Source organism: Enterobacter cloacae complex sp. P17RS, from assembly GCF_014895885.1.
GTDB classification, from domain to species: domain Bacteria; phylum Pseudomonadota; class Gammaproteobacteria; order Enterobacterales; family Enterobacteriaceae; genus Enterobacter; species Enterobacter bugandensis.
Map to the genome: position 1 here is coordinate 327,989 of NZ_JADBQK010000010.1, position 12,754 is coordinate 340,742.

Below are 12,754 nucleotides of genomic sequence, written 5' to 3' on the forward strand. Positions count from 1 at the left end.
AGAAGATCGGTAGTCTGAGGTTCCTTATGTTATCTGATAATACTCTGGCATAAGGAACCTTTCATGGAACACCTCCCGGTTAAAACGACGCTGCGCATTGCGCTGGTTGGCGATTACAATCCTGATGTTATTGCACACAAGGCGATCCCGCTGGCCATTGACGACGCCGCCGCGGTCCTTGACCTCACCGCCGATTACGACTGGCTTGCCACCACGGAATTAACCAGTTCTGAGGATCTGGTGGGCTACGATGCCATCTGGCTGGTTCCCGCAAGCCCCTATAAAAATACCGAGGCGGCCTTTATTGCCGCACGCTACGCGCGTGAAAACAGCATTCCGTTCCTGGGCACCTGCGGTGGGTTCCAGCATGCGTTAATTGAGTATGCCCGTAACGTGCTGGGCTGGAGCGACGCGGCACATGCTGAGACGGATACCGAAGGCACGATGGTGATTGCGCCGCTGACCTGCTCGCTGGTGGAAAAAACCGATGCCATTGAGCTGCGCAATAATACGTTGATCGCGAAGGCCTACGGAAAGCCGGAAATCGTAGAGGGTTATCACTGTAACTATGGCGTATCGGCGGCGTTTGCTCAGGAACTGGAGAGCGGTGATATGCGCGTGACGGGCTGGGATGAGCAGGGGGAAATTCGCGCTGCGGAGCTGGTGACCCATCCGTTCTTTGTGATCACCTTATTCCAGCACGAGCGTGCTGCGCTGGAAGGGCGTCCGGTGGTGCTGGTGCAGGCAATGCTGCGCGCGGCGCGCGGGTAAAAAAGGCAGACCCGATGGTCTGCCACCGTGTTTATCGGGGCGCGATTTCCCGGTCGCGCCCGGCAAGTACGCCGCAGATGGCCATGACGACAGCGGCCAGCGCGCAGGCGAGAAGTGGGATCCGCCAGTCTCCAGCCGAATCGTGAATTTTACCCATCAGCGGCGGACCGCAGGCGGCGAGCAGATAACCAATAGACTGTGCCATACCGGACAACGCTGCCGCCTGGTGTGCGGAGCTGGCGCGCAGGCCGATGAACGTCAGGCCGAGGATCATCGTTGCCCCGGTACCAAAGCCAAACACCAGCGTCCACATCACCGCCATCTCAGGCATAAACCACAAACCCGCCGCGCTAACCGCGCACATCAGCCCAACCGCTCCGGCGATGGTTCGCTGATCCTTCAGGCGCTGGAGGACGAGCGGAACGGCAAGCCCCGGCACGGCCGTGGCAAGCTGTAAAAGACCGTGCACCGAGCCGGCCTGCGCTTCGCTAAAGCCATGGCTGAGTAATATGGCCGGCAGCCAGCCGATGATGACGTAATAAATCAGCGAGTTAATCCCCAGAAAGAGCGTCACCTGCCAGGCGAGTGCCGAGCGCCAGATCGCTCGGTTATGCAGCGCGCCTGCGCCCGTTACGGTTGCGACGTGTTTTTGACGCCACTGCGGCAGCCAGAGCAACAGCGCGATCAGCGGAAACGCCATCAGCATCAGCAGCGCGCCATGCCAGCCCGCATCACCCTGCGCCAGGGGAACAATCAGCGCCGAGCCTAACGCGGCAGAGACACCCATCGTCAGGGAATAGGCGCCGGTGAGTTTTGCCACCTGACCCGGGAAATCACGCTTAATTAAGCCGGGCAGCAGCACATTCCCCAGAGCGATCCCGCAACCAATCACCGCCGTTCCGATGAAAAGCAGGGTAGCGGAGGGCAGGGAGCGAACCGCAATCCCGATGCAAATCAGCATCAGGGCGATAAACAGGCTGCGCTCCATGCCGATACGCCGGGCAACGCCCGCCGCGAGCGGGGAGACAAGAGCAAAGGCCAGCAGGGGCAGGGTGGTCAGCAGACCGGTTTGCGCCGTGCTTAAGCCATAATCAAGGCGAATAGTGTCGAGCAGCGGCGCTGCGCCGGTAAAGGTGACGCGAAGCGTGGTGGCAATCATCAGGATGCCTGCAATCAACAGCGCGCCCTGTTTTCCTGAGGTGCGAAGAGCAGTAGTCATTGTGTTCTCATACGTTCAAGCGAGCGCACACAATACCGATTTTCTCCGCGGTTGAAATCAGGCTAAAATGACAGTTTATCGCTAATATCGGACAACCTGATGATTGGTCTGGGACTGGACGGCTACGATCCTGATAGCCAGCACGATGCGGCCGTCGCGTTTCGCATCCGCGTGGTGACGGAAGAACAATATATTCCGCAGCATCAACACCGTAAGGGGCAGCTGATTCTGGCCCTTGGCGGCGCGATCACCTGCGAAGTGGAAAATGCGATGCTGATGGTACCGCCCCAGTATGCCGTCTGGATCCCAGGCCAAATGCCGCACAGCAACAGGGCCACGCCGGGGGCGCAGCTCTGCTTTTTGTTTATTGAGCCTGGTGCCGCCAGCCTGCCCGACCGCTGCTGCACCCTGAAAATCTCTCCTCTGGTGCGGGAACTGATTTTATCCCTGGCGGAGAAATCACGTGAACAGCTGCATCTTGCGGCCACATCGCGTCTGGTGGACGTCCTGTTTGACGAGCTGCCGCTCCAGCGCCAGGAGCATCTGCAGCTGCCCGTCTCTCCCCATCCTAAAATCCGGCTGATGAGCGAGAAGATGGCGGAAGAGCCCGCCGCCTGGCAGACGCTGGCACAGTGGGCGAGCCATTTCGCGATGAGTGAACGCAACCTGGCGCGGCTGGTGGTCAAAGAGACCGGTTTAAGCTTTCGCCGCTGGCGTCACCAGCTTCAGCTGATCGTGGCGTTACAGCATTTGATTAGCGGAAAATCGGTGCAGCAGGTGGCACAGTCTCTGGGCTATGACTCTACCACCGCGTTTATCACCATGTTCAAAAAGGGGCTGGGCCAGACGCCGGCGCGTTACATGGCCAGCCTGACTATGACTTCCCGATAAACAGGGACACCAGCCCTGCCGCAATCAGCGGGCCTACCGGCACGCCGCGGAAGAGCGCCACGCCGAGTACAGTGCCCACCAGCAGGCCCGCCACCAGCGAGGGCTGGCTGCTCATCAGCGTAACGCCGCGTCCGCCCAGCCACGAAACAAAAATCCCCACCGCGATCGCCACCAGTGATTTCCAGTTCACAAACGAGTGCAGCAGCGTTGAGGCGGGAAGGGTGCCGCTGGCGATGGGAGCCATCACCCCGATGGTTAAAATGATGATCCCGATGGTGAGGCCTTGTTTTTCTATCCACGGGAAAAAGGTATTTAACGGGGTCACGCGCACAATAATCAGCACCAGAATCGAGATGGCGACGGTGGTGTTATGGCTGATAAAGCCGAGCGCGGCGAGCGCCAGAAGAATGAGCAGAGTTGGGTCAAACATGGGGGATCCTTGCCAGAATAATTATCCTGCTTACTGTACGCGTAAACGCGGCGGAGGACAGCGTTTAAAAGATTTTATCGCTGTCATTACCCTGTCATTTACGCGGATTAAAACGAAGGCAGGTATCGCAAAGGGATCGCCATCATGAACGATCACATGTTTGTTGAAACGCTCATTATCTCCTCATCGTTTTTCGCTATTGCCGTGATTCTCGTCGCCTCCGTGCTGTTTCTGGAAAGAAGAGGCTAGCGCCGTTACGACGACGCTTTATGGAAGTTTACAAGCTCAGGACGGGCGATGCGCAGGTAATCCTGGGTGTCCATGATCACGGATTTCTCCAGTAAACCGGCGTTAAAGGCAATTTCGTCGAAACGCTCGAACAGCAGCGGGTCGGCCACCAGCGCCAAATCAGGATGGAAGCTAAAGGGCGGGATCGCGCCAAAAACGCAGGCGGTAAGGGTATCGACCTCGGCCGGGCTGGCGAGGGAGGCTTTAAGCCCGCCAAAATGGCTGGCAAGCTGGCTCAGATCGGCCTGCAGGTCGGCGGCCAGAATCGCCAGTACGTGTTTTTTAACGCCGTTGCCCTTCACCTTGCAGACCAGGGCTTTTGCCCCCTGGCGCAGATCGGTCCCGCGAATTTCACTCACCGCTTCGCATTTCCCCACCGCCTCGTGCTCCATGACGCGAAAACGCGCGCCCTGCTCGGTGAGTAAGGTAATCAGCTGATGGTGGGTACTTGTCCCCATAACGTAGTCAGTCATCACAATTTTCCCGGTGATAATCCAGTATGCAGCTTGCTACATTAGCACGGGATAAACGGGGTCGAAAGAAAACAGCCAGCGGATTCGCTGGCTGTTGGGTTATGCGTTGCTGGTAGCAGATTGCTTGTGGAACAGCTCCCTGAACACAGGATAAATATCATCCTGATCGCGGATATGCTGCATGGCAAAGTTATCGAACATGGACTGCAGATGTTCATATTCCCGCCACAGGGTTTGGTGGGCACGACGGGTGATTTCGATATAGCTGTAGTAACGCACCACCGGCAGAATTTTCTTCGCCAGGATCTCGTGACATAGCGGTGAGTCGTCGGCCCAGTTGTCGCCATCCGATGCCTGCGCCGCATAAATGTTCCACTGCGCCGGGTCGTAACGCTCTTTCACTACTTCATCCATCAGCTTCAGGGCGCTTGATACGATGGTCCCCCCGGTCTCCTGGGAGTAGAAGAACTCATGTTCATCCACCTCTTTGGCCTGGGTGTGATGGCGGATATAGACCACTTCCACGTTCTTATAGGTTCTGCTCAGGAACAGGTAGAGCAGGATGTAGAAACGCTTCGCCATATCCTTGGTGGCCTGATCCATCGAGCCGGAGACGTCCATCAGACAGAACATCACCGCCTGGCTGGAGGGTTCAGGACGTTTTTCGTAGTTCTTGTAGCGCAGGTCGAAGGTATCGATAAACGGCACGCGGTCGATCTTCGCTCTTAGCTCGGCAATCTCTTTACGCAGGCGCTCCTCTTCCAGCAGCTGCGCCGGCTCCGTGTTTTCCACGACCTTCAGGCTGCTCTCCAGCTCGCGCAGTTCGCGACGTTTGCCTGCCGTCATGGCCGTGCGGCGCGCCAGAGAATTCTGCAACGAACGCACAACGCTGATATTGGCGGGCACGCCGTTAGCGGTATAGCCCGCGCGATGGGTTTTATACTCGTTAAGCTGACGATGCTGATTCTTTTTAAGATTCGGCAGCGCAAGGTCCTCAAACAGCAGGTCGAGATATTCATCTTTCGAAATCTGGAAAACGAACTCATCCTGGCCTTCACCGTCCTGGCTGGCCTGCCCCTGACCGCTTCCTGAACCACCGCCGCCGCCCTGAGGGCGCTCAATCCTGTCGTTCTGAACGAAGTGGTCGTTACCTGGATGAACGCGATGGCGCAGGCCGCCGCGCCCCTGATGAAACATCGGTTCGCTGATGTCATCGGTAGGGATGGAGACAGACTCGCCGCTGTCGACGTCGGTCACCGAGCGTTTGTTGATGGCCTCGGAGATCGACTGTTTAATTTGCGCTTTATAACGGCGCAAGAAGCGCTGGCGGTTCACCGTGCTCTTGTTTTTGCCGTTAAGACGCCGGTCAATAAACCAGGTCATATACCCCCCGTACTGCATTTGCCAACTTGCGTTTTTGTTGGCCCGGCAGGCGCAGGCGCTACCGGGCACTTGTTTTAGGACGATTTACGCACGCGCAGATACCATTCGCAGAGCAGGCGAACCTGTTTGCGGGTGTAGCCTTTTTCCATCATACGGTCGACAAAATCGTCGTGTTTCTTCTGCTCGTCGGTTGAGGTTTTGGTGTTGAACGAGATCACCGGCAGCAGCTCTTCGGTATTGGAGAACATTTTCTTCTCAATAACCGTGCGCAGCTTCTCGTAGCTGGTCCAGTTCGGATTGCGCCCGTTATTATGCGCTCTGGCGCGCAGGACGAAGTTCACAATCTCATTACGGAAGTCTTTCGGGTTGCTGATCCCGGCAGGCTTCTCGATTTTTTCCAGCTCCGCGTTCAGGGATTCACGATCAAACAGCTGGCCGGTATCCGGGTCGCGGTACTCCTGATCCTGGATCCAGAAGTCAGCATAGGTGACATAGCGGTCGAAAATGTTCTGCCCGTATTCTGAATAGGATTCCAGATAGGCCGTCTGGATCTCTTTGCCAATGAACTCGGCGTATTTCGGGATCAGGTAGCCTTTCAGGAACTCAAGGTAGCGTTCAGCCTGCTCCTGCGGGAACTGCTCGCGCTCGATTTGCTGCTCCAGGACGTAGAACAGATGAACCGGGTTGGCCGCCACTTCCGCGTGGTCGAAGTTAAAGACCCGGGAGAGGATCTTAAACGCGAAACGCGTGGAGAGGCCGTTCATCCCTTCATCAACCCCGGCGTAATCGCGGTATTCCTGGTACGATTTCGCTTTCGGGTCGGTATCTTTCAGGCTTTCACCGTCGTAGACGCGCATTTTCGAATAGATGCTGGAGTTTTCCGGCTCTTTCAGACGCGACAGGATGGAGAAGCGCGAGAGCGTTTCCAGCGTGCCCGGAGCGCATGGCGCATGCACCAGCTCACTGTGGTTAAGCAGTTTTTCGTAAATTTTGATCTCTTCGGAGATCCGCAGGCAATAAGGCACCTTGACGATGTACACGCGGTCAAGGAAGGCCTCATTGTTTTTGTTATTACGGAAGGTTACCCATTCCGATTCGTTCGAGTGGGCGAGAATAATCCCGTTAAACGGCAGGGCGGAGATACCTTCCGTACCGTTGTAGTTACCTTCCTGGGTCGCTGTCAGCAGAGGATGCAGCACTTTGATCGGTGCTTTAAACATCTCGACGAATTCCATAATCCCCTGGTTGGCGCGGCACAGCGCACCGGAATAGCCATAGGCATCCGGGTCGTTTTGTGCGAAGTTTTCAAGCTTACGGATATCGACTTTACCCACCAGCGCCGAGATATCCTGGTTGTTCTCATCACCCGGTTCCGTTTTGGCAATAGCGATCTGCTCCAGGATAGATGGCCACACTTTCACGACGCGGAATTTGGTGATATCACCGCCAAATTCGTGCAGGCGTTTTGCCGCCCACGGCGACATAATGGTGCCGAGGTAGCGACGCGGGATGCCAAACTCTTTATCCAGAATTTGCGCATCTTCCTGCGGGTTAAACAGGCACAGCGGATGGTCGTTCACCGGGCTGCGTTCGCCGTTGGCGCTCAGCACATAAATCGGTACGCGCTGCATCAGCGACTTCAGGCGTTCAGCCAGCGAGGATTTACCGCCGCCGACGGGGCCGAGTAAATAGAGGATCTGTTTCTTCTCTTCCAGACCCTGGGCGGCATGCTTCAGATAGGAGACAATCTGTTCAATGGCATCTTCCATACCATAGAACTCTTCGAACGCCGGATATCGGGCGACCACCCGATTCGAAAATAGACGGGAAAGCCGTGGCTCCAGGGCAGTATCAACCATGTTTGGCTCACCGATAGCCATCAATAGCCGTTCTGCCGCATTGGCATAGGCACTGCGATCTTGCCGACAAATGGTAAGAAACTCCTGCAGTGTGAACTCTTCGTCCTTGGCAGCTTCGTAGCGCTGGCGATAGTGATCGAATATATTCATGGCATGCCGTCCTTTCGTTTTTTAGCACAGGATAAGAGCCGTTCGTATGAGTAGTGGAGGCTCCCGGAAGAGAATCTCTCGCACCCCACTGCCAGAGCAGCAACCTGTGTGCCAGGTCAGACGCTAAGAACCGCAGGTGTTCAGGAAAACTCTTCTTAAATTTAAGCGTAGATGGCATTTGCCAAACTTGCATGCTGAGAAAAACTAATTTCAATGACATATCAATAACTCATCCAAAAATTTCCACCCTGGTTATAAGGCTTAAGCACGTTTTTCATGCATCGGTCATATAAATGAAAGCGGGTTGTCATCTGAAAAGTTAAAAATAATGGGTTAATCAGACTGATTAGCAGGCAAAAAATTTTGGGATGTACGGGAATGGCGGTTACACTTCACCCGCTGATTATTTGACTACAGGAAAGAATGGATTGTGACCAAACTCAAACTTCTGGCATTGGGCATCCTTGCCGCGACCGCAGTTAGTACCGCTCAGGCGGAAAGTCAGTGGACGGTGGGTGCGGGCGTTGGCGTCATTAACAGCCCATACAAACAGTATGACCGCGATGTTTATCCTGTACCCGTTATCACCTATGAAGGCGATAACTTCTGGTTCCGCGGTCTCGGCGGCGGCTACTATCTGTGGAACGATACGGCCGATAAGCTTTCTATCATGGCCTACTACGATCCAACGCACTTCAAGCCAGGCGACAGCGACAGCCACGCGCTTCGCCAGCTCGACAAGCGCAAAAGCTCCATGATGGCCGGGCTTTCATACGTGCATAACACCCAGTATGGCTTCCTCCGTACGGCCCTGGCGGGTGATACGCTGGATAACAGCAACGGCTTTATCTGGGATCTGGCGTGGTTGTATCGCTATACCAATGGTGGGCTCACCCTGACGCCGGGTATCGGCGTGCAGTACAACAGTGAAAACTACAACGACTATTACTACGGCGTCTCTAAAAACGAGTCCCGTCGCAGTGGGCTGAAAAGCTACAGCGCCGATGATGGCTGGGATCCTTACCTGGAGCTGACCGCGAGCTATAACTTCCTTGGCGACTGGAACGTCTACGGTACCGGCCGTTACGAGCGTCTGAGCGACGAAGTGAAGGATAGCCCGATGGTTGATAAGTCCTGGGCTGGCATCTTCTCGGTGGGTGTGACCTACAAGTTCTGATTGTGCATTATCGCGGTGCAATCATTGCATCAAAACGGGGCGCTTGCGCCCCGTTTGCTTTGGTGTGGTGCAGCGACCTTATCGCTTAACGATGCGAATTGTCTGCCCTAAACGAGACGGCTTTTCCTCGCTCGCTTTCTGCGGGGTGGTTACGCAGGCCGTTTCCACGCAGACGAACGTTTTGTAACCGTCCTCAGGGATGTCGGCCATGCTGATGGAGAGTGCAGGCCCCGGGTTCCAGCCCACCACGTTGCTGTGATGGTGATGAACCACCTCAATGCCGCGGTTCAGAGCACCGTCGTGGATCACGCTGCACGCTTCCGGATGCAGATAGACGCGGTCAGTACGGTCAGGGAACGCCTGAACGCCGTCGCTCAGCTTACCTTCCTTCGCGTTATCAACTTTGTCGATAAAGGTATCGCCCAGGCCGCTCACCTTCACTGCATTGATGTCACCCACGTTGAAGTAGGTATGCAGGGCAGAGGTGGTCTCGAACTCGCCGTGGGCTTCCAGCTCAATCTCGCAGCTCTGACCCAGTTTGAAGCGGGCATACAGGGTGAAATCATGCGGCCACAGGGCGCGGGTTTCATCATTAGCCTGCAGCTCAAAGGTCAGTACTGCGCCGTTGTCATCTTCGTTATGCGCTTTGAGCGTCCACTGCTGGTTACGGGCGAAACCGTGAGAAGGCAAACCCGGCTGTACGGACGGGCCAAACCACGGCCAGCAGATCGGCACGCCGCCGCGAATCGCATCCCCTTTTTTGAACGAGGTGGCGTCACTCAGCCACAGCGCTTCCGCTTCGCCTTCCGGTTTCCAGGAGAGCAGGTGCGCGCCGTTCAGCGCCACGGAGGCTTTAACGCGCGGGTGGTCAACGACGATAACGTCAGCACCGTCAATCTGACGGCGGGAGAGCACAGGGGTAAGTTGTTCGACTACCGGAAGTGCAAAAATTTTATTTATCATTAAGCAATCCTCTGTCTAAAAAACAATAAAAAAGGCGACCGAAGTCGCCTTTTTGGATCAATCACTCATCTCAACTTATTTGGAGATGTGAGCGATCAGGTCCAGTACTTTGTTAGAGTAGCCGGTTTCGTTGTCGTACCAGGAAACCAGTTTCACGAAGTTGTCGTTCAGTGCGATACCTGCTTTAGCATCGAACACGGAAGTGCACACTTCGCCGTTGAAATCGGTAGATACAACGTCGTCTTCGGTGTAACCCAGAACGCCTTTCATTGGGCCTTCGGAAGCAGCTTTGATTGCTTTCTTAATTTCTTCATAAGAAGCAGCTTTTTCCAGACGAACTGTCAGGTCAACAACGGATACGTTAGGAGTTGGAACGCGGAACGCCATACCAGTCAGTTTGCCATTCAGTTCTGGCAGTACTTTACCTACAGCTTTAGCAGCACCGGTAGAGGATGGGATGATGTTCTGAGCCGCGCCACGGCCGCCGCGCCAGTCTTTGTGAGACGGGCCGTCAACGGTTTTCTGGGTAGCGGTGGTCGCGTGAACGGTAGTCATCAGACCTTCGATGATGCCGAAGTTGTCGTTGATTACTTTAGCCAGCGGTGCCAGGCAGTTGGTGGTGCAGGATGCGTTAGAAACGATGTCCTGGCCAGCGTAAGTTTCGAAGTTTGCACCGCGAACGAACATTGGGGTGTTGTCTTTGGAAGGACCAGTCAGAACAACTTTCTTCGCACCCGCAGTGATGTGTTTACGTGCAGTTTCGTCGGTCAGGAAGATACCGGTTGCTTCAGCAACAACGTCAACACCGATTTCGTTCCATTTCAGGTTAGCTGGGTCTTTCTCAGCAGTAACGCGGATGGTTTTGCCGTTAACAACCAGGTGGCCGTCTTTCACTTCAACGGTGCCGTCGAAACGACCGTGAGTTGAGTCGTACTTCAGCATGTACGCCATGTATTCAGCGTCCAGGAGATCGTTGATACCAACGATTTCGATGTCAGAACGTTTCTGAGCAGCACGGAAAACAATACGGCCGATACGGCCAAAACCGTTGATACCTACTTTGATAGTCATATATTCCACCAGCTATTTGTTAGTGAATAAAAGGTTGCCTGTAAAATTACAAAAACCTTACGCAGCGTCAAGCGGAATCGTGTCAATCATTGCGACAAATCAATCCTGTGACTAACGTTTGTGCGACTGACTCGCCTCACTTTCCCTTTGAGCTTGCAACCACATGGGGGCTGCGCCCGGAATTTTAAAGTCCTCGCAGGATAAAAATGTGAACGTGATCACAATTGCCTGACCGCCTTTTCGCGACACATAAGTTTAGAACAAAAGTGCACGCAAGGGTGTTAATGTTTTGTTAGAATCCGGGTTAAAAGATGTCTGTTTCTACAGCGAGATGTAAGCATATGTCGAACCAACATAACCCTGACGATCTGAAAAAAAACCTTACCGAAATGCAGTTTTACGTGACCCAGAATCACGGCACGGAGCCGCCATTTACCGGGCGATTACTGCACAACAAGCGAGACGGTGTCTATCACTGTCTGGTCTGCGATGCCCCGCTGTTCAATTCACAAACGAAATACGACTCCGGCTGCGGCTGGCCGAGCTTTTACGAGCCGGTGAGCGATGACGCAATCCGGTATCTGACCGACTCGTCGCACGGTATGGTGCGCACGGAAATTCGCTGCGGTAACTGCGACGCGCACCTGGGGCACGTCTTCCCGGATGGTCCTCAGCCAACGGGTGAGCGTTTCTGTGTGAATTCAGCCTCAATGAGCTTCACCGATGATGAAAACGGCGACCAGATTAAGGGTTGAAAAAACGATTCAGCAAATTATTCCTTTGAAAGGGAGAGATCGTGAATATTGAGGACATGATTAACGGGATGACCCCGGAAGTTTATCAGCGTCTGGTGACCGCCGTTGAGCTGGGAAAATGGCCGGACGGTGTAGCGCTCACGCCTGAGCAAAAAGAGAACAGTTTGCAGCTGGTGATGCTGTGGCAGGCGCGCAATAACACCGATGCGCAACACATGACTATCGACACTAACGGTCAGATGGTGATGAAGAGCAAGCGCGAGCTGAAGGAAGATTTTGGCATCACGCCGAAGCCGATTGCGACGATGAAAATGCAATAACGGTGCGGGTTGATGCCCTCACCAGGCCCTCTCTCTGTGGGAGAGGGCCTGGTGCCTTACTACTTATGCGGGATCCCGAGCGACTCCGCCAGCTGTTTCGCTAACTGATTGTTGTCGTCCGCTCCGTACTCCCAGAACATCGCCCCGGCGAGGCCTTTCTCTTTGATGTAGTCCGCCTTGATCGCGACAGAACGCGGATTCTCATACGAAATCGCAAACAGCGCGTTGCCATCGGCACCCTTTACCGAGAGCCACGGTACCTTCGCCTGGTCGTCCCAGTGTTCGGTAAAACGCTTCTGCGGATCGTTCAGCAGCTTCTTCGCGATATCGTTGTACTTCACGTAGGTATCTTTAGTCAGGTCATAGCCGAGCGACTTAAACAGGGCGATCTCCTGCGGTCCAAAGTAGGGCTGTGTGACCGGATTTTTTTGCGCGTCCGGCTTGCTCCAGTCAATGCCCGGTTCAACCGCACGTTTCGGTACGCGGCCGTAAAAACCGATCCCGAGGTTCATCTGCTTCGGCTTAAGCCCGGCGGCCAGATAGTTGTTCACCACAAAATCGACGCTGTATTTGTCGGCGGCAGCCACCGTTGGCCAGGCGCTGGAGTCATACAGGTTCGCGTTGAAGTACTGTGTCCCGTACGCCATGTCGTAGGTCATCAGGTTGATGTAGTCGAGGAGCGGGGCGATGGCTTTAACATCCACCCAGCTTTTCGGACTTTCCGCATTCGCGCCCACCGCAATGGTCACCAGCTTTTTCTGCCCGAACGCGTCGCGCATCTCTTTCAGCAGGGCGGTGAAGTTATCCCTGTCGGCGGGCTGGCTTGCAACCAGCCCCCACGCGCCGTTGACCGGATATTCCCAGTCGAGATCGATCCCGTCCAGACCGTATTTCTCAACAATTTCCTTCGCGGAGCGGATAAACACCGCGCGACTCTCCTGGGTTGCCGCTGCGCCAGAGAAGCCACGCGCCCCCCAGCCACCAACTGTACAGTCCGGGGACAT

Annotated in this window: 14 protein-coding genes; 6 read left to right on the top strand and 8 right to left on the bottom strand. The window is 55.0% G+C overall.

What is annotated here, in order from left to right; translation table 11 throughout:
* Positions 1–63 precede the first annotated feature (63 nt).
* Entirely contained in the window at positions 64–771 is a 708-nt protein-coding gene (locus tag IM265_RS11690; protein WP_028012763.1) for a CTP synthase, read from the top strand.
* Between the two features lie 31 nt (positions 772–802).
* Here the strand turns inward: IM265_RS11690 and IM265_RS11695 are convergent, their stop codons facing one another.
* Complete coding sequence (locus IM265_RS11695; protein ID WP_028012764.1) at positions 803–1,990, bottom strand: CynX/NimT family MFS transporter; 1,188 nt, start codon at positions 1,988–1,990, stop codon at positions 803–805.
* Positions 1,991–2,089: 99 nt separating this feature from the next.
* Here IM265_RS11695 and IM265_RS11700 point away from each other — a divergent pair, with 99 nt between their 5' ends.
* On the top strand, positions 2,090–2,881 hold the full coding sequence (locus IM265_RS11700; RefSeq protein WP_041910482.1) for a helix-turn-helix transcriptional regulator: 792 nt from the start codon (positions 2,090–2,092) through the stop codon (positions 2,879–2,881).
* On the opposite strand, the gene IM265_RS11705 is transcribed toward IM265_RS11700, so the two are convergent.
* Complete coding sequence (locus tag IM265_RS11705; RefSeq protein ID WP_008500737.1) at positions 2,865–3,311, bottom strand: DUF441 domain-containing protein; 447 nt, start codon at positions 3,309–3,311, stop codon at positions 2,865–2,867. The genes IM265_RS11700 and IM265_RS11705 overlap by 17 nt on opposite strands.
* Positions 3,312–3,455: 144 nt before the next feature.
* Here IM265_RS11705 and yoaI point away from each other — a divergent pair, with 144 nt between their 5' ends.
* Positions 3,456–3,560, top strand: coding sequence for a small membrane protein YoaI (gene yoaI, locus IM265_RS11710; protein WP_088205013.1), 105 nt, complete (start codon positions 3,456–3,458; stop codon positions 3,558–3,560).
* A 5-nt stretch (positions 3,561–3,565) separates the two neighbouring features.
* Here yoaI and IM265_RS11715 read toward each other — a convergent pair whose 3' ends face one another.
* The 3 genes from IM265_RS11715 to yeaG all read right to left on the bottom strand — a co-directional run bounded on the left by IM265_RS11715 (position 3,566) and on the right by yeaG (position 7,464).
* Positions 3,566–4,072: a YbaK/prolyl-tRNA synthetase associated domain-containing protein gene (locus IM265_RS11715; RefSeq protein ID WP_193031014.1), complete on the bottom strand. Its 507-nt coding sequence runs from the start codon at positions 4,070–4,072 to the stop codon at positions 3,566–3,568.
* Positions 4,073–4,171: 99 nt separating this feature from the next.
* Positions 4,172–5,455 carry a YeaH/YhbH family protein gene (locus IM265_RS11720; RefSeq protein ID WP_028012767.1) on the bottom strand — a complete coding sequence of 428 codons (1,284 nt, stop codon included), beginning with the start codon at positions 5,453–5,455 and terminating at the stop codon, positions 4,172–4,174.
* 74 nt (positions 5,456–5,529) lie between these two features.
* Positions 5,530–7,464, bottom strand: coding sequence for a protein kinase YeaG (gene yeaG, locus IM265_RS11725; protein WP_014883443.1), 1,935 nt, complete (start codon positions 7,462–7,464; stop codon positions 5,530–5,532).
* 430 nt (positions 7,465–7,894) lie between these two features.
* Between yeaG and IM265_RS11730 the strand changes: the two genes are divergently transcribed.
* A complete protein-coding gene (locus IM265_RS11730; RefSeq protein WP_041910477.1) occupies positions 7,895–8,641 on the top strand; it encodes a MipA/OmpV family protein in 747 nt (248 codons plus the stop codon).
* A gap of 78 nt (positions 8,642–8,719) precedes the next feature.
* Here IM265_RS11730 and IM265_RS11735 read toward each other — a convergent pair whose 3' ends face one another.
* Positions 8,720–9,604, bottom strand: a complete 885-nt coding sequence (locus IM265_RS11735) for a D-hexose-6-phosphate mutarotase (RefSeq protein WP_193031016.1) — start codon at positions 9,602–9,604, stop codon at positions 8,720–8,722.
* Positions 9,605–9,679: 75 nt separating this feature from the next.
* Positions 9,680–10,675, bottom strand: a complete 996-nt coding sequence (gene gapA, locus IM265_RS11740; protein WP_006809136.1) for a glyceraldehyde-3-phosphate dehydrogenase — start codon at positions 10,673–10,675, stop codon at positions 9,680–9,682.
* A 341-nt stretch (positions 10,676–11,016) separates the two neighbouring features.
* On the opposite strand from gapA, the gene msrB reads away from it, so the two are divergent.
* The gene (gene msrB / locus IM265_RS11745) at positions 11,017–11,430 is read left to right on the top strand and encodes a peptide-methionine (R)-S-oxide reductase MsrB (RefSeq protein WP_028012770.1); all 414 of its coding nucleotides are present in this window, start codon (positions 11,017–11,019) and stop codon (positions 11,428–11,430) included.
* Between the two features lie 41 nt (positions 11,431–11,471).
* Positions 11,472–11,750: a YeaC family protein gene (locus IM265_RS11750; protein WP_061098531.1), complete on the top strand. Its 279-nt coding sequence runs from the start codon at positions 11,472–11,474 to the stop codon at positions 11,748–11,750.
* Between the two features lie 59 nt (positions 11,751–11,809).
* On the opposite strand, the gene IM265_RS11755 is transcribed toward IM265_RS11750, so the two are convergent.
* Positions 11,810–12,754 (bottom strand): glycoside hydrolase family 18 protein (locus tag IM265_RS11755; RefSeq protein ID WP_193056009.1); only part of this gene is annotated, 945 nt, incomplete at its 5' end.